The following is an 18654-nucleotide window of genomic DNA, read 5'->3' as shown; positions in this document are numbered from 1 at the left end:
CCCGCCACAATTGTGCCCAGCCGGATTGGGGCGTCGCGCGTCAACTGTCGGCCAGCGTCCTGGCAATGGCGGTCTTGATCCGCGTGTCAGCGGGTTCGACCGCGGACGGAAAGACCTCGGCGATATAACCGTCGCGGCCGATCAGGTATTTGTGGAAGTTCCAGCGCGGAACTTCCCGCGGCCGTGCGTCGGCGGCCCATTTGTAGAAGGGATGCGCCTTCGCGCCGACGACATTCGCCTTGGCCGCGACGGGGAAGGTAACACCATATTGGTGGTGCGCGGTCTCCGTGATCTCGCTAGTGCCGCCCGGCTCCTGGCCGCCGAAATCGTTGGAGGGCACGCCGATCACGGTGAGCCCGCGCGCGCGAAACTCGTTCCAGATCTCCTGCAGGCCGGCATATTGCGGCGTGTAGCCACAGAGCGAGGCGGTGTTGACCACCAGCAGTGGCTTGCCGGTGAAAGCGGCAAGGCGGATGTCGTCACCGGACAAAGCGGGGAAGGAGAAGGCATAGGCCGAGATCCGGCTCATGCCGCCATCGGCGAGCGCGCGTGTTGCCGGCGCGAGCATGCCTGCAAGCGCCGCGGTGAGCATGGTTCTGCGATTCATCATGACGGCGTCCCCCGAAATGATCCGGGCCGCATGTTACTCTGCCGGTGCGACCTGCCTCGTCAACACCGCGTTATCGGGGCGCCGTGAAACAGGTCAGTACAGGCGGACGATGAAATCGGTGCCTTCGCCGGTCTCGCCCTGGTTGATGCCCTGGTCCGAGATGATGATCGAGCCGCCTGATGTCAGCATCTCGTTGATCTTCGCCATGGTGTCGGCGGGGATCGAGATGCGGTCGAGGGCCGCGGCCGGGCTGTCCGGCGTGACCACGGGCTTGGCAGGCACAGGCTTGGCGGCGACGGGGATCACCGCAGCGCCACCCTTGCGGCGCGTGAGGCGGCTGTCGTCCTCGCGGGCCGCGGAACGGGCGGAGACCGGCAGCGACACCACCGACCAACGCAGCGCATTGGAATCGGTCTTGTCGAGCTCGGCGGTGAATATGTGCGTGCCGAGCGGACGGTCGCTCGTGGCGATCGTGACCGGGACCTCGAACAGCGGCGCAAAATTCTGCCGCACGTAGAGCTTGGAATCCTTGCGGCTGATGAAGACGGCGATCTGGCCGGCCCGCTTGGGCGCTTCCGGCTTGACGGCCGGCGCCGGTTCGGCAACGCGGCCGTCATCCTTCTTCGCGTCGGGCGAGGCGGCGAGCGCAGCTGCAGTGGCCGGCGCATCGGGTGTCTTCGCGGAGTCCGCGGCTTCCGTCTTGACCGGCTCGGTCTTGATAGCTTCGACCTTGTCGGCAGCCGGCTTGTCGTCGCTAGCCGGCTTGGCGGCTTCCTCCGATTGAGGCTTGGCCGCGTCGGATGCCTCGGCCGTCTTGGTCTTGTCGGCCGGTACGGCGGCTTCCTCGCGGGCTGACGCATTGCCCGTGGTCACATCCGACATCACGACGTGTCCGACGGACGTGCGCAGCTCAAGCACGCTGTCGGCGCTGGCAGTTTTGGTTTCGGTTTTGGTCAGCGCGGCGCCCTTGTCGGCCTCGTCGCCGACATTGGTCTGCGGCTCGAGGCTGGCCGCAGGCTGCGGCGGCACGCGCACGGAGGCGAGCAGGGGATGGGAGAAGCTGTGCGGCGTCATCTCGCCGGGCGCGACGATGACGCGCGCGCCCATCCTGGTCCAGTTCCACATCTTCACCGCGAACGCCATCGGCATCCGGATGCAGCCATGCGAAGCCGGATAGCCCGGCAGCACGCCGGCATGCATGGCAACGCCGGACCAGGTGATCCGCTGCATGTACGGCATCGGCGCGCCGCTATAGATGTTGGAGTGGTGGAATTTGTGCTTCTGGATGACGCTGAACACACCCATCGGCGTCGAATGGCCCTTCATGCCTGTCGACACCGGAGATTCCGCGAACACGCCCTTGGTGTCGTAGACCGTGACCTTCTGCCGGTCGATCGAGACGACGATGACCAGCGGCCCTTGTGGCTTGGTCCCGGCTTCCTTCCCGGCGACAGCTTCCTTCTTGACCGCAGCGCCGCGCTTCTGCGGCTTCTGGCGCGGTATTTCGGGATGCCGGTCGGGCCGGGCGTAATAGGACCCGTCGGAATAATCCGTCCAATAATAATATGCTGCGTCTGCCTGGCTGGTCGCGCCGATCACACCCGCCGCCGTCAAAATGGCGACCTGCCACAGTCGCGCCGGCTTGGCAGAAAAACCCGACCCGTTCACGCTGTTCATCCTCGAATCCATAATCCAAATCAGACGTTAGTCTCGCAGAGGGGATACGCGTTCACCAGCAAGGCGGTTCTGCCATCAGCTACATTTGTCCAAGCCGTAGCAAAAAAGCCTCACGGAGCGGTAAACGGCGGCCGCGCCCGTCTGTCCGTCGTCTTCCTGAGCGGCTGCCACATGCCTACATTGTGGCGACTTGTTACCGGAGAACTTCATGTCATCTCGTTTCCTCGGTCTTTCCAGCATCCACTTGAAAGGCTTTGCTTTCTTCCTCCTGGCCCTGGTCGTGCCGGCGGCGTCCGTTTCGGCCGCCGACGAGCCCGATCTGATCTTTCGCCGGTCCACCGTGTTCAAATGGATGAGCCCGAACGACAAGCTTGCGACCTATGGTCTCGACGATCCCGAAGTCGAGGGCGTCGCCTGTCATTTCACCGTGCCGGAAAAGGGCGGCTTCAAGGGCTGGCTGGGCCTTGCCGAGGAGGTCTCGGATATCTCACTGGCGTGCCGCCAGGTCGGCCCGATCAAGTTCAAGAGCAAGATGGAGCAGGGCGACGACATGTTCCGCCAGCGCCGCTCGCTGTTTTTCAAGAAGATGCAGATCGTGCGCGGCTGTGACACCAAGCGCAACGTGCTGGTCTACATGGTCTATTCGGACAGGCTGATCGAGGGCTCGCCGAAGAACTCGACCTCGACCGTGCCGATCATGCCGTGGGGACCGGCGGACGCAAATGTCCAGAAGTGCGGCGAGTTCTTCACTCAGTGACGCGCTTGCGTTCACTCCGTGACGCGTCAGCGTTTCACTCAGCGCGACTGGCCCGCGGTTTGACAAGGTGCGAGCCGGTCAGCCGCACGAACGCTTGTGGCGCGGCTTCAAAGCCGCGGCCAGACTGCAACGACATTGCGCCGGCTGCGGCGACGCGATTCGACTGTTGATCTCCGCGGTCCGTCCGTTGGTCCGCCTCGCGCGGCATTGCGCGATCTTGCGCCGCCATAATGGCCATCCCTCAAGTGAACGCGCCCGGTGATCCGGGCGTCCTGGCTTCGATGGCTTGGGTCGCAGCCGATGTGACCTCGGTTCGACCCAGCCCTCGTTTGCCGCTCCATTCAGCAGAAAAACGTAAAATGCGTGTGAAGCGGGTGAGGCGGGAGCATGACGGCGGTAGCGTCCGGTGTGTTCGCGCACCGCAAACGGAACTTGGCAGGCGACTTTGAGCTGCGGCGAGACCTACCTGAAATGATTGGTCTTTTTGGAGAATTGTGTCGTCGTCCCGGATCGGACGAAACAATTCTCACGCAAGATGAAACCATTTTGCGCTTTTGGCGCATCACGCGCGAAACCGCCCATGGTTATCAGCTTCACAACGACGAACGGCGCACCGCCGGCCACGAATTCGGAGACAAGACCATGCGCGCGCTGAGCTTCATCCTTGCCTTCGGTTTCGTGATCGCCGGCTCTTCGTTCGCGGGCGCGCCGGACGGCAATCTCCCCGGTGTCGGCACCTTCCAGTACAGCGGTTCGCCGATCACCCCCACGACGTCGCAGTCGATCGTGGTTGCCGCGCGCTTCTAATCGATAACAAGAAAATCAGCCGATAAAGGCCATCATGATCGTTCGATTTTGCGCCGCTGCCTTCGTGTCCGTTCTGACGATCAATGCCGCCCAGGCGCAGGTGCGTGCGCCCTCAAGGTTACCGGATCCCCGCACTGAGTTCGTGCGCCAATGCGCGCCGCGGATGCTCGGGCGGTGGGAACATCCCGAGGAAGTCTGCGGCTGCCTGCACGATCACGCCGCAGCCGCCGTCGAGGACCGCGATCTGCGCGAAGCGCTGTTGCGCGGCATCAGCGAGACCGGCGTGCCCACCATCGAGACCGACTGGGTGCCGGCGTCCAAGCAGGGCGAGATCGGCCCGACCTTCACCAAGATCGCCAAGCCGACCTTGCAGTGCATGTTCGATCCGGCCAAGCAGTAACTATTTCGTCTTCGGACCGTAGCGCGGCACGCAGGCGGCGGTGCGCGCGACGCCCTTGTCGGTCATCTTTGTTCCGCGGACTTCCTTGACCTGTCCGGCAGGACAGGTTCCGTCATCCACCTGCACGCGCTGGCCCAGCTTGAGATCGGTAATGTCCTGCTCGCGTCCGACCGTGACGGCGTGCGCCGTCGTCACGAGCGCGGCGGAGATCAGGAGCGAGAGGCAAGCTGCACGGCGGAAAAGCATGGTGAAAGATCCCGGCATTGATACCGCAATGTAAGGACGGGCTCGCGATTCTGATAGTGAACCTTTGTCAGGGCCGCCGGGCCGATCTCTTCCTCGTGCGCAGCGCGGCGCGCGATTCCCGCGCGAGCCGTTCGGCGGAGGCAACGAGCTGTGGAACCGCATGGCCGGAAAATCCCAGCACGAAGCCGGGCAGAGGGCGCGCGCGCGAATAGGTGTCGGCCAATAGCCAGCCTTCCGCGCCGGCCGCCTGCTTGGCCCGCGCTGCCACCGACAGGTCGACCGAGGGATCGAACCGGGCGACGAGATGCAGGCCTTGCGATGGCACCGGTACCGATAGCGCGCCATCGGATGCGGCTTCCAGCGTTTCGGCCAGCACGTCGCGGGCCTCGCGATAGAGTTTTCGTACGCGCTTGAGGTTTGCGGCGAACGCGCCCGAGTTGAGCATGTCGGCCACCGCGCCTTCCATCAGCGTGCCGGGGAATCGGTCGAGCGCCGCGCGCGCAGCCGTCACGTCCTCGATCAGGCGTTCGGGCAGGGCGCAATAGCCGATGCGCAGGCCGGGAAACAGCGTCTTGGCGAACGTGCCGAGGTAGATCACGCGCTGGAGGCGATCGATGCCGGCGAGCGACATCAGCGGTGCGCCGTCATAGCGAAACTCGCTGTCGTAATCGTCCTCCAGCACGAAAGCGCCGGCCTGCTTGGCCCAGTCAAGAAGCTCGAGCCGCCGCGGCATAGACATCTGCACGCCCAGCGGAAACTGGTGCGACGGCGTGACATAGGCCGCGCGCGCGTTGGGGCCGGCAGAGCGTCCCTTGGCGACCTGCATCCCGTGCTCGTCGACCGGAACAGGCACGGCGCGATAGCCGCAATGCGCGATGGTTTTTCGCGCGGCGGGGTAGCCAGGGTCCTCGCACCAGACCTGGTCGTTCGGCTTCAGGATCGCGCTCAGCACGATGCGCAGCGCATGCAGCGTGCCTGATGTGAGCATGATCTGATCGGGGTCGCAGCGCAGGCCTCGCGCCGACAACAGGTGATCGGCGATTGCCGCGCGCAGCTCGCGGCTGCCGCGGGGGTCGCCATAATGCAAATGCTCAGGCCCGAAGGCGCGCATGCGCCGGCCGACGAAGGCGCGGAAGCGCTGCACCGCGCGCTCGTCGATATGGGTGCAGCCGAGCGCGAACGCGCCTTGCCCCGGCGTTTCGACAATGACCTTCGGCTTGTTCGGCTCGGCCGTGCGCGCAGGAATGCGCGCGGCGACGAACGTTCCGGAGCCAACGGTCGCCTCGGCGAAGCCGTCGGTGATCAGGCGCTCATAGGCGATGACGACGGCGTTGCGCCGAAAGCCGGTCTGCTTGGCCAGCGTGCGCGACGGCGGCAGCGGCTCGCCGGGCTTGACGAGGCCGGAGACGATCATCTCGCACAGCGCCTGGTAGAGCCGGTGTGCGGCGGAGGCGCCTGGCGTGACATGCGGTCCGGTGAGGTCGAGCGGCAGCTCGGCCTTTGTCGGCAAGGAAGGCTTGGCCGGTGCGGGGAGAGAATTGGTCGGAATATTTCGCATGGAATTGGAACTATCGCAGACCAAATGCGCCGCTACAACTGCTTCCAGATTTCTTCCAATCCGAGCAGGAGCGGCCGTGAGCCAGACCGAGACCTCGAATTCCTATCCGACCTCAGTGCGCAACCAGGTGAAGCGCCGGCACGACCGCGGCTTCTACGACCACGCCACGGTTCATCGCATCCTGGATTCCTCGATGCTGTGCCACGTCTCCTACGTGATCGACGGCCAGCCCTATTGCACACCGACGTTCTTCTGGCGCGAGGGCACGAAGCTGTACTGGCACGGATCGAGCGCGAGCCGGATGCTGCGCAGCCAGACCAAAGGCGAGCGCGTGTGTCTCACGGTCGCCCATCTCGACAGCCTCGTGCTGGCGCGCTGTGGCTTCAATCACTCCGCAGACTACCGTGCGGTGATGGCGTTCGGCACCGCCTATCTCGTCACCGACCCCGAGGAGAAGGAGCGCGCGGTGATCGCGATGGTCGACCGCTTCTTCCCGGACCGCACGGCGAGCCTGCGGGCCAGTAATACGCAGGAGATCAAGGCGACGTCTTTCATTGCGATGGAGATCGAGGAAGCCTCGGCCAAGGTCCGCGCCAAGGGTGTTGCTGACGACGACGAGGACTATGCGCTGCCGATCTATGCCGAGCGCATCCCGGTGCGCACCGTGCTCGGCGCGCCGGAGCCATGCCCGCGCCTGCTCGACGGCGTCAGCCGGCCTGCGACGCTGAATGGCTATTCGGAAGGCCGCCTGCTCGAAGATGCATTGCGGGATGCTTATTTTGTGGAGTACCCGAACGGCTGAAATCGGCTAGCTTGCGCGCTCCTTGGGAACCATTGGAATGCCGGGAGTTGCCTGATGAATGCCGAAACGCAGCAGAGGATTCTTGACGCCGTCGATGCCGGCTTCGAGGCCCAGCTCGCCACCACACGCGATTTTGTCGCAATCCCTTCGACCCGCGGGGCGGAGGGGCCGTGCCAGGACATGATCGGCGACCTCCTGCGCGCGCGCGGCTACGAGGTCGACGACTGGCACATCGATGTCGACGACCTCAAGGATCTGCGCGGCTTCGGTCCGATCGAGCACGACTTCTCCAAGGCGCGTTCGGTGGTGGGCACCTACCGTCCGCAAACGAATGGCGGCAAATCGCTGATCCTGCAGGGCCACTGCGACGTGGTGCCCGCCGGCCCCCTGGAACTGTGGGACACGCCGCCGTTCTCGCCCGTCATCAAGGACGGCAAGATGTTCGGCCGCGGAGCCTGCGACATGAAGTCGGGCACCATCGGCGCGCTCTATGCGCTCGATGCGATCAAGGCCGCCGGTCTCAAGCCGACGGCACGGATCCACTTCCAGTCAGTGATCGAGGAGGAGAGCACGGGGGTCGGTGCGCTGTCGACGCTGCAGCGCGGCTATCGCGCGGACGCCTGCTTCATTCCGGAGCCGACCGGCGGCAAGATGGTGCGCTCGCAGGTCGGCGTGATCTGGTTTCGCCTGCGGGTGAAGGGGCACCCGACCCATGTCGCCTTTGCCGGCTCCGGCGCGAACGCGATCATGGCCGCCTATCATTTGATCCAGGCGCTGCAAAAGCTCGAGATCGAGTGGAACGAGCGGGCCAAGGCTGACAGGCACTTCAAGACGCTGAACCATCCCATCAACTTCAACCCCGGCATCATCAAGGGTGGTGATTGGGCCTCCAGCGTGCCGGCCTGGTGCGATGTCGATTGCCGGATCGCGGTGCTGCCGGGCTGGTCGATTGCCGATCACCAGAAGGAGATCACGGCCTGCGTCGCCGCTGCCGCGCGCAACCACCGCTTCCTCGCCAACAATCCGCCGGAGATTGAATGGTCGGGCTTCCTGTCGGAGGGCTATGAGCTGACCGACGCGGCGGCACCGGAAGCCGCGTTCGGCAAGGCGTTCGGCAAAGTCTACGGCGGCACGCCTGAGGATCTGGTCTTCACCGCGCTCACCGACACCCGATTTTATGGCCTCAACCACGGCATCCCCAGCCTGTGCTTTGGCGCCAGCGGCGGCGAGATGCACGGCTTCAACGAATATGTCGAGCTGGAGTCGCTGAAGAAGACCACCAAGGCGATGGCGTTGTTCATCGCGGAATGGTGCGGGGTGGAGAAGGGGTAGTCGTCGCCCCATCGCTGCTTTCGTAGGGTGGGCAAAGGCGCCCTTGCGCCGTGCCCACCAGTTTTCCCCGACATGATAAAGATCGTGGGCACGCTCCGCTTTGCCCACCCTACGGCGTCTCGGCTGGAGCGCGATCTGCCCGAAACACTGACTCTCAAATCCTTTAAGCTTAAAAGAAAGACTAGGCTGCCGGGCCTCCCGGTGGCAGACTGGCGTCCGGTTCGGTGGACGAGTCCGTGGGAGCGACAATGCGCGATTGGGATGATGCCTACGCCAATTCGGCCCATATCCCCGGCTCGGAAAAGATGCCTGGACAATGGGCGGAGCGGGCGGCGGCTTACCGCGCCGGGCTGAAGAACTTTCGCGCCGACATCGCCTATGGGGCCGGCGAGCGTCAGCGCCTCGACCTGATCCCGCCCGACGGCGACAGCAAGGGCCTCGTCGTCTTTGTCCACGGCGGCTACTGGATGCGCTTCGACAAATCGACCTGGACCGATCTCGCCGAAGGCGCGCGCCACCATGGCTGGGCGGTGGCGTTGCCGAGCTACACGCTGACGCCGGCCGCACGGATCTGCGACATCACCGCCGAGATCGCTGCGGCGATCGCCAAAGCGGCCTCGCTCGTCCCCGGGCCGATCCGGCTCGCCGGCCACTCCGCTGGCGGCCATCTCGTCACGCGCATGCTGTGCGACGACAGCCGGCTGGAGCCCGTTGTCTATAACCGCATCGCCGGCACGCTCTCGATCAGCGGCCTGCATGATTTGCGTCCGCTGCTCAAGACGAAGATGAACGAGACGCTGCGCATGACGATGGAGGAGGCGACGCTCGAAAGCGCCGCCCTGCATCTGCCACGCGGGCATTCACCCGTCACCGCCTGGGTCGGCGGCAGCGAGCGGCCGGAATTCATCCGCCAGTCCGATCTGATGGCCAATGTCTGGACCGGCTTCGACGTGCCGACCCGCCTCGTCGTCGATCCCGGACTGAACCATTTTACCGTGATCGACGGACTGAAGGATCCGTCATCGCCGATCACCGCGCGCCTGATCGGGCTCGACTGAGCAAAGCCGGGGAAGATCGATCGAAAGGGCCTGTCCATGACGTCCAGCGATTACGATCCCACGAGAGAAGGCGCCGAGACCGATTTCGCCCGGCGGATGTCGTACGGCGACTACCTGGCGCTGGATGCGATCCTGGGCGCGCAGCATCCGTTGTCGGAAGCGCATGACGAGATGCTGTTCATCATCCAGCATCAGACCACGGAGCTGTGGATGCGCCTGGCCATCCACGAACTGAGCGCCGCACGCCGTGCCATCGCCGGAGACGAGGTGCAGCCCGCCATGAAGATGCTGGCGCGGATGTCGCGGATCTTCGAGCAGCTCAACAACGCCTGGGACGTTCTGCGCACGATGACGCCGAGCGAGTACACGCGCTTCCGCTCGCAGCTCGGACAGTCCTCCGGTTTCCAGTCGCGCCAATACCGGCTGATCGAATTCCTGCTCGGCAACCGCAACCACGCCATGCTCAAGCCGCACGCGCACGACGTGGAGACGACGAAGCTGCTCGAAGCCGAGCTTGCGACCCCAAGCCTCTATGATGAAGTGCTCAGGCTCGCCGACCGCAACGGGCTGAAGATGCCGGCGGCGGTGCTCGCGCGCGATGTTCGCGAGACCCACAGCTTCAACGAAGGCGTGCTGCAGGCGTGGCGCGTCGTCTACGAGGCGCCGGAGACGCATTGGATGCTCTACGAACTCGCCGAGAAGCTGGTCGATTTCGAGGATTACTTCCGCCGCTGGCGCTTCAACCACGTGACGACGGTCGAGCGCGTCATCGGCTTCAAGCGCGGCACCGGCGGCACTGGGGGCGTCAGCTATCTCAAGCGCATGCTGGAGGTCGAGCTATTCCCCGAACTCTGGCGCGTCCGCACCATTCTGTAGAAACGCCCAAAGAAATGTCTATGACCAGATATCGCGTCTATGACGACACCAAAGCGCTGTTCCATCTGCCTGACGGCGTGATCTATCTCGACGGCAATTCGCTCGGCGCGCTGCCGGCGGGCGTGGCCGAGCGCGTCAACCGCGTCATCACGACCGAGTGGGGCAATGAGTTGATCCGGGCCTGGAACACCGCCGGCTGGTACGCCCAGCCGCGCCACGTCGGCGATCGCATCGCGCGGCTGATCGGTGCGGAAGCCGGCTCGGTGATGGTGGGTGATACGCTGTCGCTCAAGGTCTATCAGGCGCTGGCTGCTGCGCTCGACATGAACGCGTCCCGCAAGGTCGTCCTGTCCGACACCGGCAATTTCCCGACCGACCTCTACATGGCCGAAGGCCTGATCACGACGCTCGGGCGCGGCCATCAATTGCGTCTGGTGGCGCCGGAGGAGATCGACGCCGCACTCTCGGACGAGATCGCGGTGCTCTACATCACAGAGGTCGATTACCGCACCGGCCGGCGTCACGACATGGCGAAGCTCACCGCAAAGGCGCATGCGCTCGGCATCGTCACGGTCTGGGATCTCGCGCATTCCGCCGGCGCGCTGCCGGTCGATCTTGCCGGCTGCGGCGCCGATTTCGCGGCGGGGTGCACCTACAAATATCTCAACGCCGGCCCCGGCGCGCCAGCGTTCCTCTACGTTGCCCCGCGCCATGCCGACAGCGCGCGCGCCGCGCTGTCGGGTTGGATGGGCCACGCAAAGCCGTTCGCATTCGAGCTTGGCTATGCGGCCGCAGGTGGCGTCGAGCGTATGCGCGTCGGGACACCGCCGGTGCTGGCAATGGCGGCGCTGGAGGCCTCGCTCGACATCTGGGATCGCGTCGAAATGGCAGAGGTCCGTGCGCGTTCGTTGGCGCTCGGTGATCGCCTCATTGCGGAGGTCGAACGCCGTTGTCCGCAGCTCAAGCTCGTTACCCCGCTCGCCCATGAACGCCGCGGCTCGCAAGTTTCCTTCGCCTTCGATGGCGGCTACGCAGCGATGCAAGCCCTGATCGCTCGCGGCGTCATCGGCGACTTCCGCGCGCCTGACATCATGCGGTTCGGGATTACGCCGCTGTACATTGGCGAGAGCGAGATCGTCCGGGCGGCCGCGATCATCGAGGAGGTGATCGCGGGCGAGATCTGGCGGCGGCCGGAATATCAGGTGGTGAATGCGGTGACGTGAAAATCCATGCCGCCTTCTATCACCGTCACCCTGAGGTGCGAGCCTGTCGGCGCGAAGCGTCCCATGCCTCGCACCTCAAGATGACGGGGTAGGCAGTTTCGAGTCCTGTCCCCACAACGTCGTCACGATCGCATCAAGCCCATCCGTGAGTGCGGCCGGTCCAGGCTGGAGGATGATCGGCGACTTGATCTCGACGATGCGGTTGTTGCGGACGGCCGGAATTTCACTCCAACCCTCACGCTGCTTGATGCGGGCCGGCACGACCTTCTTGCCGCACCATGATGCGAGAATGACATCGGGCGCGGTCTTGCGTACTGCCTCCGCCGAGACGATGCGATCCTTCGCGGCCTGCCGATGGCGCAGCTCCGGAAACACATCCTCACCACCGGCGATCTCGATCAACTCGGACACCCAGCCGATCCCGGAGATCAGCGGGTTATCCCATTCCTCGAAATAAACTCTCGGCCGCGGCGAGGGGCGGGGTGTCGCGGCAATCGCGGCCAAGCGCCGCTCAAGACCTTGCGCAAGTTCCGCCGCGCGTTCCGCCGCGCGTTCCGTCGCGCCGACCAGCGCACCGAGCGTGCGGATCATCGCCAAGATCCCGGCGACGCCGCGCTGGTTGAAGACGTGGACGTCGATGCCCTCGCGGACCAGATCGGCGACGATGCCGGCCTGGAGATCGGAGAAGGCCAGCACGAGGTCCGGTTCCAGCGTCAGAATTTTCGGGATGTCCGCGGAGACAAAGGCTGACACCCGTGGCTTCTCGCGCCGCACCTGCGGCGGACGAACCGCGTAGCCGGAGACGCCGACGATGCGGTCCTGCTCGCCAAGCAGGTAGAGCGTTTCGACCGTCTCTTCGGTCAGGCAGACGATGCGGCGGGGCGGGAAGTGGCGCATGGCGTTTCATATGCGCACATGCCGCGGCGATGTCACGGCCGCCATTACCTCCGACGTCATTGCTTTGCCGCCCGAAGCAATTCACGCTGGGAGAACAATCGATTGGGAGGACTTTTGATGACGCCGCTCGAGAAACTTAAAGCGATGAAGATGCCGTTCGCCGAGCTCAAGGGCGTCGAGTTCATCGAGGCCGGGAAGGACCGCGTGGTGGCGCGGATGATGGTCCGCCCCGATCTCTGCACGCTGCACCACACTATCCATGGCGGCGCGGTGATGGCACTGGCCGATTCCGTCGGTGCGGCCGCGACCGTGATCAATCTGCCTGAAGACGCCAAGGGCACGACCACGCTGGAGAGCAAGACCAATTTCATCGGCGGGGCCAAGGAGGGAACCACGGTGATTGCCACGGCGACCCCGGTCCATCGGGGCCGAAAGACCCAGGTCTGGACCACGCGGCTGGAAACCGAGGATGGCAAGCTAGTGGCGGTGGTGACCCAGACTCAGCTGGTTCTGTAAGACTACGGCGCCTTGATTTTGTTAACGAATTAGTTGTTCCCGATGCCGCGAAGTTAGGCAGGTTCCCTCCTTGAAAAGAATGGTGCGATGCACAATATAGGGGGCCTAGGGATTCGAACGCCTCCTCGAGGGACACCAAGAGGAGTTTTGACGTGGTACTTGAAGACACCGTTCGCGCGCCGTCCGTTCCGGGCTATGTGCGGACCTTGAGCCAGCAGGAAGAATTGCCGCTCCTGCGCGATCATCTGCTCAGACTCGATGCCGGAAGCCGGCACGACCGTTTCAACGGCTTTCTCGACGACTCATTTATCGAGCGTTACGCCGCCCGCTGCGCCGAGGACGGCACCGTGATCGTCGCCTATATCGTCGACGGCGTGGTCCGTGGTGCTGCCGAGCTGTATCCGCCGGAAGATGGTTCGCTGCCTGAAGTTGCCTTCAGTGTGGAAGCCTCCGCGCGCCGCCAGGGCGTCGGCACGGTCTTGTTCAGCCGCCTGATCGCTGAAGCGCGCTGGAAAGGCTATAAGAGCCTGCGCATCACCACGGGCGCCGAGAATCACGCCATGCGGGCGCTCGCCAGGAAGTTCGGCGCGCATCTGGCTTTCCGTCACGGCGAATCGACTGGCACTATCGACCTCGCCAAGACGCCTGAGGCCGAACTTGCCGATCTCGCGGCCTCGCCGTTCAGGGCCGGCCGCGCTTTGCTCAGCCTCAACTCGACCTGCTGGAAGATCATCTCCAGCATGTACGACAACCGCGCCGCCTGACCGCAAATAGCGGATTGAATCAAAAAGCGGACCGGCGTGGCCGGTCCGCTTTCGTATTCTGGGGGCGCGAAATGAACGCTCAGGTGCCGGTGCGCTTGTCGTTGCCGAAACGGCGGACGACGCGGCGTTCGACCACCACGGAGCGCTGTGCGCCCTGTTCGCCGGCGATCACGCGGGTGGCGGTGATGCGGCTATTGGTGCGCGCCTGCTTCTTCACTTCGGCCTGCACGACATCGAGCGGCATCCCCATCAAGGCTGCGGCGATCTCGGCCTGCTGCTCATGATCGTCGGTAATGCCGATGGCGGCGAAGATCGCCTCGTCCAGGGTGGGCGGATCGTGGCGGACGCGCCGCGTGCCATATTTGGTATTCCAGTCTGCGCTCATAACGGCCTCGTTTTGATGCCGGGATACCTAGTGCCCCAAATGTTGCATTGCAATATGCAATTGGTATGGCATCTCAGCTATGCACCGGTCGGGTGTCAGGGCGGTGACGCGACACCGGCATCGGTCTCGATCCGTTGTTGCGGCCAGCGCTTCAGGGCGGCATGTCCGGCCTCGGTGAGCCCGTAGATTCCCCGGTCGGCCCGTTCGAACCAGCCATACACATTGTTAAGCAAGATCTTGCCGGCGTCAGGGCAGCGCTCGCGCAATTCGCGCACGGGCCGCGGCCCGTTGGCGAGCGCTGAGGCGCAGGCCAGAGCCTGCTGCCGATAGGCCGTCATGATCGGGGCGCGCGTGCTGCCGCCGAGCACGGGATCGCCCTGGCGGCGCTGGTGTTCGGCAACGAGGCGCGACCGCACTTTCGGCTCGCGGCGGGGCGCTGCGGTCGGCGGCTTCACCAGCACCTCGACCTGGCCGCGGTCGGTCACGCCGAGCATGCCGAAGCCGAGACGGCGGCAGAGATTGCGATAGCGCGCGTCGCTCTCGCGCCCCTTGCCCCGGATCGACATCTTGGCCGCGATCCAGACCTCGTCGCCGGCCGGCGCGCGGTCGACCGCCTGTAGGATCAGCTCGAGATTGAAGGCGAGCTTGAGCTCGCCAATCACCACCACGGGCGGATCGCCGGCGCTGAGGCCCACGAGATCGCAGCCGCCGATCTCGCCCTTGACGGTGAAGCCGAGCTCTTCGAGGAAGCGTTTGACGGGCAGGTAGAGCGTAGTTTCCAAGGGGACGTCCGGTCGGAGAATCAGTTGCGGGCAGTCTAGAGCGTTCTGGGGTCCGATTGAATCAGAGCTCCCGCGCAGGAGGATCCGAACGCAACGCGTTTACACCCGTCCTCCGACCGGGATCAGCGCGCCGGTGATGCCGCTGGCCGCGTCGCCGGCCAGGAACAGGATGACCTCGGCGAGTTCCCGCGGCGTCACCCATTTGGAGAAATCCGCCTTCGGCATATCGGCGCGGTTGGCGGCGGTGTCGATGATCGACGGCAGCACGGCATTCACCGTGACCTTGCCTTTCCACTCGCTGGCCAGCGACTCGGTAAGCCGATGCACACCCGCTTTCGAGGCCGCATAGGGACCCATGCCGGAGCCTGCCTGGAGCGCGCCCATGGCGCCGATATTGACGATGCGGCCGGCCCTGGACGCTGCGAGATGCGGCAGCGCCGCGCGCGAGGTGTTGAGCGCGGTGAGCACGTTCAGCGCGTACATGCGCTGCCAGGTCTTGACGTCGCCATCGCCCACGGTTTCAAAGGCGAAGCCGCCTGCGATGTTGATCAGCGCATCGAGCCGGCCGAAATGCTTGGCCGCCGCGTCAACTGCCGTCTTCGCCTGGGCCGCGTCGGAGAGGTCGACGCCGCCGATCTCGATGCTCTCGGGCGTTGCGGGAATCTGCGATGGCGCGTGATCGATGCCGGCCACGCGCGCGCCGCGCGATCGTGCGATCTCCGCAACCACCTTGCCGAGCGCGCCGAGTGCGCCTGTCACGATCAGGATCCTGTCTTGCATCATCACTCTCCGGGCGCGGCCTATGCTTGCAGATAGCGCGCCTGCAGCGCGGTCCGCTCCGCCGTGCCAAGCTTGAGGGCGTCGCGCAGATAGGTTTCGAGATCGCCATATTCACTGCCGATGGCTTCGAATGCAGCGGCAAGGTACGAGGCTTCGACGCTGCCGATGGCATTGCGTACGTCCTCCGGCAGGTCGAAGGCGGCCGTCGCATCGCGCTTGTAATGCTGGTTGGTGAGCAGGTAGTCCTCGGCGATGATTTCATCGGGTACGCCGAGCGCATGCAGGATCAGCGCGCTGGCAAAGCCGGTGCGGTCCTTGCCCGCCGTGCAGTGAATCACCAGCGGCGCGCGATCTTCGAGGAGATGGCCGAACAGGTTGCGAAAGCTGTTCGTGTGGTAGCGAACGTAGTTGCGATAGGATTCGCGCATGAGCTCCAGCGCGACCGGTGCCGTCAGCGTGCCGCTCGCGAGTTCAGTCCGCAGCGCAGCCACGACGCTCGGCTCGATCGGCAGCGAATGCACCGTGATCTCGCTGACAACGCAGACGCCGGCCGCGCGCTCCTCAACCCCACGGAAATCGAAAGCGCTCCGCACCCCCAGCGCCCTGACGATCTCGATATCGGCAGCGGTGAGCTGGCCGAGATGGTTGGAGCGGAAGATGTGCCGCCAGCGCGTGGTGCGGCCATCGATGGTCGGGTAGCCGCCGAGATCGCGAAAATTGCTGGCGCCTTGCAAGGCGAGGTGACGGGCGGGGGAATCTGACATGGGATCGGCTTCGGTTATGGTTCCATTGGACGCACGAGGGGCGTCCTTGAAAGCTATTACAGGGGGCGATCATGGGCCGGCACAAGGCCATTCTTTTGACGACCGCCATGCTGGCGGCTGGAATGACCAGTGCGCGGCAGACTGAAGCGCAGACGTTCCAGACCTATCGCTGCGCCGATGGTACTCAGTTCATCGTTGCATTTTATGACGCCGACAAGCGGGCCTTTCTCCAGATCGACGGCGAGCCGGTCACGCTCGCCAAGCGGCTGTCGGTCGCCGGAAAACGCTATTCGGGCGCGGGTATCACGCTGACCATCGGCAAGACCGGGGCCACCACGGTCAAGCATCTGAAGCGGCCGGTGACGGCCTGCGCGGTGATCTGAACGGCGTAGTTCACCCGAGAATCAAAAAGGGCCGAAACATCGCTGTTTCGACCCTTTTCGAACGGCCGCCGGGCGCCTGCGAGCGCGCGGCGGTTTCAAACCAACCACAGGCATCAGCGATCCCATTTCGGCTTGGCGTCGTCGACCGCCTCTTGGTGGTACCAGCTGTCGCTGCAGATCGAGACATTCGCAGGAAGCGAAGCGTGATCGGCAGGAAGGCGGGTCTCGCCATAGCGGCGTCCCGCGAGAGCCGCTCGGCCCCCGACCGGGAATTGGTAGATCGTTGCCGATCCGTGACTCAGACCATTGTTCATCATTGCGATTTCTCCTTGGTCGAAGCGCCTTGGCCTCCATGGTGCGCCCGACTCGTTCGATTGTGGTTACTGGAATCCCCATATCGGCCGCGCGTCCCGAATTGCAAAGTGCTGAAAACGAAATCAGTTTCCGCCCAATTTGTAGGCATGTGGCCTACTGCATCCCCTAAGGCATGGTGTCGGTGGCTAACGGCTGGGCCATTCCAAAGGTTGCTAGGCAGGGGCGTGAAGCTTTGCGAAAATTGCTGGACGTTGATGCGCGTTTCATCGGCAACCTCCGGCGCGGGCCGGCCTGCTTCAGAATCGGGCGTTTTTCGCGGGATTTTTGCGGTGCAGCTACACGCAATGGTGCGCCGCTATGACGCACGACGCCGTCGACATCGCGTGGACACCGGGCAGGGGACAGGCGCGGTGGACAACCTCCCGCGCTGCGGCCTTTTGGCACGTTAAATGCTTGTAAGGGGCCGGCCGATGATGGCCGGGTACAAAACGTTCGGGGGCCGCCAGGCCCCCAACCTTTCGCATCATCTACAGAGAGGCTCAATGACCAAGTATAAGCTCGAGTACATCTGGCTCGACGGATATACGCCGACTCCGAACCTGCGCGGCAAAACTCAGATCAAGGAATTCGCGTCGTTCCCGACGCTCGAGCAGCTTCCGCTCTGGGGCTTCGATGGCTCCTCCACCCAGCAGGCCGAAGGCCACAGCTCCGATTGCGTGCTGAAGCCGGTCGCCGTCTTCCCGGACGCTGCGCGCACCAACGGCGTGCTCGTGATGTGCGAAGTCATGATGCCCGATGGCAAGACCCCGCACGCCTCCAACAAGCGCGCCACCATTCTCGACGATGCCGGCGCCTGGTTCGGCTTCGAGCAGGAATACTTCTTCTACAAGGACGGCCGTCCGCTCGGCTTCCCGACCTCGGGTTATCCGGCGCCGCAGGGCCCGTACTACACCGGCGTCGGCTTTTCGAACGTCGGCGACGTCGCCCGCAAGATCGTCGAAGAGCATCTCGACCTTTGCCTCGCTGCCGGCATCAACCATGAAGGCATCAACGCGGAAGTTGCCAAGGGCCAGTGGGAATTCCAGATCTTCGGCAAGGGCTCCAAGAAGGCCGCTGACGAAATGTGGATGGCCCGCTATCTGATGCTGCGCCTCACCGAGAAGTACGGCATCGACATCGAATTCCACTGCAAGCCGCTCGGCGACACCGACTGGAACGGCTCCGGCATGCACGCCAACTTCTCGACCGAGTACATGCGCACGGTCGGCGGCAAGGAGTATTTCGAGGCCCTGATGGCCGCCTTCGACAAGAACCTGATGGACCACATCGCCGTCTACGGCCCGGACAACGACAAGCGTCTGACCGGCAAGCACGAGACCGCGCCGTGGAACAAGTTCAGCTACGGCGTTGCCGACCGCGGCGCTTCGATCCGCGTGCCGCACTCCTTCGTCAACAACGGCTACAAGGGCTATCTGGAAGACCGTCGTCCGAATTCGCAAGGCGACCCATACCAGATCGCTTCGCAGATCCTGAAGACGATCGCCTCCGTGCCGGCCGACAAGAAGGCCGCAGCCTAAGATCCTCCCGGCCCGGGCTGGGGGGCTGGCCCGGGTTGGCTTTCAATCCGCCGGAGCTGAAAGGCGCCGGCGGATTTTTAGCATCTTGATGACAGCCATTCCCGTGATGCAGCAGGGTTGCGTTGCGTGAAGCCTGTCCATGTCG

General features: G+C 64.4%; 22 protein-coding genes. 12 read left to right on the top strand and 10 right to left on the bottom strand.

Going from position 1 to position 18654, the window contains the following annotated elements; genetic code table 11:
• Nucleotides 1–40: 40 nt before the first annotated feature.
• Both GGD67_RS02000 and GGD67_RS01995 read right to left on the bottom strand, forming a co-directional pair.
• Nucleotides 41–610, bottom strand: coding sequence for a glutathione peroxidase (locus GGD67_RS02000; RefSeq protein WP_179730674.1), 570 nt, complete (start codon nt 608–610; stop codon nt 41–43).
• A 93-nt stretch (nt 611–703) separates the two neighbouring features.
• Nucleotides 704–2287 carry a L,D-transpeptidase family protein gene (locus GGD67_RS01995; protein WP_179730673.1) on the bottom strand — a complete coding sequence of 528 codons (1584 nt, stop codon included), beginning with the start codon at nt 2285–2287 and terminating at the stop codon, nt 704–706.
• Nucleotides 2288–2495: 208 nt separating this feature from the next.
• Here GGD67_RS01995 and GGD67_RS01990 point away from each other — a divergent pair, with 208 nt between their 5' ends.
• The 3 genes from GGD67_RS01990 to GGD67_RS01980 all read left to right on the top strand — a co-directional run bounded on the left by GGD67_RS01990 (nt 2496) and on the right by GGD67_RS01980 (nt 4251).
• A complete protein-coding gene (locus tag GGD67_RS01990) occupies nt 2496–3044 on the top strand; it encodes a CreA family protein (RefSeq protein ID WP_179730672.1) in 549 nt (182 codons plus the stop codon).
• 387 nt (nt 3045–3431) lie between these two features.
• Entirely contained in the window at nt 3432–3851 is a 420-nt protein-coding gene (locus GGD67_RS01985) for a hypothetical protein (RefSeq protein ID WP_179730455.1), read from the top strand.
• A 34-nt stretch (nt 3852–3885) separates the two neighbouring features.
• Complete coding sequence (locus GGD67_RS01980) at nt 3886–4251, top strand: hypothetical protein (RefSeq protein ID WP_018317498.1); 366 nt, start codon at nt 3886–3888, stop codon at nt 4249–4251.
• Here GGD67_RS01980 and GGD67_RS01975 read toward each other — a convergent pair whose 3' ends face one another.
• Nucleotides 4252–4497 (bottom strand): DUF6719 family protein, encoded by a 246-nt coding sequence (locus GGD67_RS01975; RefSeq protein ID WP_018317497.1) that lies wholly within the window; start codon nt 4495–4497, stop codon nt 4252–4254.
• Nucleotides 4498–4564: 67 nt separating this feature from the next.
• On the bottom strand, nt 4565–6055 hold the full coding sequence (locus GGD67_RS01970) for a PLP-dependent aminotransferase family protein (protein ID WP_179730671.1): 1491 nt from the start codon (nt 6053–6055) through the stop codon (nt 4565–4567).
• A gap of 76 nt (nt 6056–6131) precedes the next feature.
• On the opposite strand from GGD67_RS01970, the gene GGD67_RS01965 reads away from it, so the two are divergent.
• The 5 genes from GGD67_RS01965 (at nt 6132) to kynU (ending at nt 11346) form a co-directional block, all read left to right on the top strand.
• Nucleotides 6132–6857 carry a pyridoxamine 5'-phosphate oxidase family protein gene (locus GGD67_RS01965; RefSeq protein ID WP_028144959.1) on the top strand — a complete coding sequence of 242 codons (726 nt, stop codon included), beginning with the start codon at nt 6132–6134 and terminating at the stop codon, nt 6855–6857.
• Nucleotides 6858–6911: 54 nt separating this feature from the next.
• On the top strand, nt 6912–8189 hold the full coding sequence (locus GGD67_RS01960; RefSeq protein WP_092262999.1) for an ArgE/DapE family deacylase: 1278 nt from the start codon (nt 6912–6914) through the stop codon (nt 8187–8189).
• 248 nt (nt 8190–8437) lie between these two features.
• Nucleotides 8438–9247 (top strand): alpha/beta hydrolase, encoded by an 810-nt coding sequence (locus tag GGD67_RS01955; protein ID WP_179730670.1) that lies wholly within the window; start codon nt 8438–8440, stop codon nt 9245–9247.
• A gap of 36 nt (nt 9248–9283) precedes the next feature.
• The gene (gene kynA, locus GGD67_RS01950) at nt 9284–10123 is read left to right on the top strand and encodes a tryptophan 2,3-dioxygenase (RefSeq protein ID WP_018317492.1); all 840 of its coding nucleotides are present in this window, start codon (nt 9284–9286) and stop codon (nt 10121–10123) included.
• 20 nt (nt 10124–10143) lie between these two features.
• On the top strand, nt 10144–11346 hold the full coding sequence (gene kynU, locus GGD67_RS01945; RefSeq protein WP_179730669.1) for a kynureninase: 1203 nt from the start codon (nt 10144–10146) through the stop codon (nt 11344–11346).
• A 75-nt stretch (nt 11347–11421) separates the two neighbouring features.
• Here the strand turns inward: kynU and GGD67_RS01940 are convergent, their stop codons facing one another.
• Nucleotides 11422–12243 carry a cobalamin-binding protein gene (locus GGD67_RS01940; protein WP_179730668.1) on the bottom strand — a complete coding sequence of 274 codons (822 nt, stop codon included), beginning with the start codon at nt 12241–12243 and terminating at the stop codon, nt 11422–11424.
• 117 nt (nt 12244–12360) lie between these two features.
• On the opposite strand from GGD67_RS01940, the gene GGD67_RS01935 reads away from it, so the two are divergent.
• Both GGD67_RS01935 and GGD67_RS01930 read left to right on the top strand, forming a co-directional pair.
• Nucleotides 12361–12759, top strand: a complete 399-nt coding sequence (locus tag GGD67_RS01935) for a PaaI family thioesterase (RefSeq protein WP_179730667.1) — start codon at nt 12361–12363, stop codon at nt 12757–12759.
• Nucleotides 12760–12911: 152 nt separating this feature from the next.
• Entirely contained in the window at nt 12912–13523 is a 612-nt protein-coding gene (locus GGD67_RS01930) for a GNAT family N-acetyltransferase (RefSeq protein WP_179730666.1), read from the top strand.
• Between the two features lie 79 nt (nt 13524–13602).
• On the opposite strand, the gene GGD67_RS01925 is transcribed toward GGD67_RS01930, so the two are convergent.
• From GGD67_RS01925 to GGD67_RS01910, 4 genes are all read right to left on the bottom strand, one after another.
• Nucleotides 13603–13908: a hypothetical protein gene (locus tag GGD67_RS01925; RefSeq protein WP_018317488.1), complete on the bottom strand. Its 306-nt coding sequence runs from the start codon at nt 13906–13908 to the stop codon at nt 13603–13605.
• A 95-nt stretch (nt 13909–14003) separates the two neighbouring features.
• Nucleotides 14004–14690 carry a DUF2161 domain-containing phosphodiesterase gene (locus GGD67_RS01920; RefSeq protein ID WP_179730665.1) on the bottom strand — a complete coding sequence of 229 codons (687 nt, stop codon included), beginning with the start codon at nt 14688–14690 and terminating at the stop codon, nt 14004–14006.
• 99 nt (nt 14691–14789) lie between these two features.
• Nucleotides 14790–15470 carry an SDR family oxidoreductase gene (locus GGD67_RS01915; RefSeq protein ID WP_026201859.1) on the bottom strand — a complete coding sequence of 227 codons (681 nt, stop codon included), beginning with the start codon at nt 15468–15470 and terminating at the stop codon, nt 14790–14792.
• 20 nt (nt 15471–15490) lie between these two features.
• Nucleotides 15491–16234: a tyrosine-protein phosphatase gene (locus GGD67_RS01910; protein ID WP_179730664.1), complete on the bottom strand. Its 744-nt coding sequence runs from the start codon at nt 16232–16234 to the stop codon at nt 15491–15493.
• A gap of 71 nt (nt 16235–16305) precedes the next feature.
• On the opposite strand from GGD67_RS01910, the gene GGD67_RS01905 reads away from it, so the two are divergent.
• Entirely contained in the window at nt 16306–16617 is a 312-nt protein-coding gene (locus GGD67_RS01905) for an MliC family protein (RefSeq protein ID WP_092263016.1), read from the top strand.
• 113 nt (nt 16618–16730) lie between these two features.
• On the opposite strand, the gene GGD67_RS01900 is transcribed toward GGD67_RS01905, so the two are convergent.
• Entirely contained in the window at nt 16731–16934 is a 204-nt protein-coding gene (locus GGD67_RS01900; protein ID WP_018317483.1) for a DUF2735 domain-containing protein, read from the bottom strand.
• A 540-nt stretch (nt 16935–17474) separates the two neighbouring features.
• Between GGD67_RS01900 and GGD67_RS01895 the strand changes: the two genes are divergently transcribed.
• Nucleotides 17475–18509: a glutamine synthetase beta-grasp domain-containing protein gene (locus tag GGD67_RS01895; protein ID WP_179730663.1), complete on the top strand. Its 1035-nt coding sequence runs from the start codon at nt 17475–17477 to the stop codon at nt 18507–18509.
• The last annotated feature ends 145 nt before the right edge of the window (nt 18510–18654 follow it).

The organism is Bradyrhizobium sp. IAR9 (assembly GCF_013408065.1).
Lineage (GTDB): Bacteria > Pseudomonadota > Alphaproteobacteria > Rhizobiales > Xanthobacteraceae > Bradyrhizobium.
The sequence above is the reverse complement of the archived record's forward strand: the minus strand, read 5'-3'. Positions and strand labels throughout refer to the sequence as shown.

What these genes read in the sequence shown, in the direction of transcription:
- GGD67_RS01980 (WP_018317498.1), top strand. Translation starts at nt 3,886, where the DNA reads ATGATCGTTCGATTTTGCGCCGCTGCCTTCGTGTCCGTTCTGACGATC.
- GGD67_RS01995 (WP_179730673.1), bottom strand. Translation starts at nt 2,287, where the DNA reads ATGAACAGCGTGAACGGGTCGGGTTTTTCTGCCAAGCCGGCGCGACTG.
- GGD67_RS01960 (WP_092262999.1), top strand. Translation starts at nt 6,912, where the DNA reads ATGAATGCCGAAACGCAGCAGAGGATTCTTGACGCCGTCGATGCCGGC.
- GGD67_RS01925 (WP_018317488.1), bottom strand. Translation starts at nt 13,908, where the DNA reads ATGAGCGCAGACTGGAATACCAAATATGGCACGCGGCGCGTCCGCCAC.
- GGD67_RS01910 (WP_179730664.1), bottom strand. Translation starts at nt 16,234, where the DNA reads ATGTCAGATTCCCCCGCCCGTCACCTCGCCTTGCAAGGCGCCAGCAAT.
- GGD67_RS01970 (WP_179730671.1), bottom strand. Translation starts at nt 6,055, where the DNA reads ATGCGAAATATTCCGACCAATTCTCTCCCCGCACCGGCCAAGCCTTCC.
- kynU (WP_179730669.1), top strand. Translation starts at nt 10,144, where the DNA reads ATGACCAGATATCGCGTCTATGACGACACCAAAGCGCTGTTCCATCTG.
- GGD67_RS01975 (WP_018317497.1), bottom strand. Translation starts at nt 4,497, where the DNA reads ATGCTTTTCCGCCGTGCAGCTTGCCTCTCGCTCCTGATCTCCGCCGCG.
- GGD67_RS01895 (WP_179730663.1), top strand. Translation starts at nt 17,475, where the DNA reads ATGACCAAGTATAAGCTCGAGTACATCTGGCTCGACGGATATACGCCG.
- GGD67_RS01990 (WP_179730672.1), top strand. Translation starts at nt 2,496, where the DNA reads ATGTCATCTCGTTTCCTCGGTCTTTCCAGCATCCACTTGAAAGGCTTT.
- GGD67_RS01985 (WP_179730455.1), top strand. Translation starts at nt 3,432, where the DNA reads ATGACGGCGGTAGCGTCCGGTGTGTTCGCGCACCGCAAACGGAACTTG.
- GGD67_RS01955 (WP_179730670.1), top strand. Translation starts at nt 8,438, where the DNA reads ATGCGCGATTGGGATGATGCCTACGCCAATTCGGCCCATATCCCCGGC.
- GGD67_RS01900 (WP_018317483.1), bottom strand. Translation starts at nt 16,934, where the DNA reads ATGATGAACAATGGTCTGAGTCACGGATCGGCAACGATCTACCAATTC.
- GGD67_RS01905 (WP_092263016.1), top strand. Translation starts at nt 16,306, where the DNA reads ATGGGCCGGCACAAGGCCATTCTTTTGACGACCGCCATGCTGGCGGCT.
- GGD67_RS01940 (WP_179730668.1), bottom strand. Translation starts at nt 12,243, where the DNA reads ATGCGCCACTTCCCGCCCCGCCGCATCGTCTGCCTGACCGAAGAGACG.
- GGD67_RS01915 (WP_026201859.1), bottom strand. Translation starts at nt 15,470, where the DNA reads ATGCAAGACAGGATCCTGATCGTGACAGGCGCACTCGGCGCGCTCGGC.
- kynA (WP_018317492.1), top strand. Translation starts at nt 9,284, where the DNA reads ATGACGTCCAGCGATTACGATCCCACGAGAGAAGGCGCCGAGACCGAT.
- GGD67_RS01935 (WP_179730667.1), top strand. Translation starts at nt 12,361, where the DNA reads ATGACGCCGCTCGAGAAACTTAAAGCGATGAAGATGCCGTTCGCCGAG.
- GGD67_RS02000 (WP_179730674.1), bottom strand. Translation starts at nt 610, where the DNA reads ATGATGAATCGCAGAACCATGCTCACCGCGGCGCTTGCAGGCATGCTC.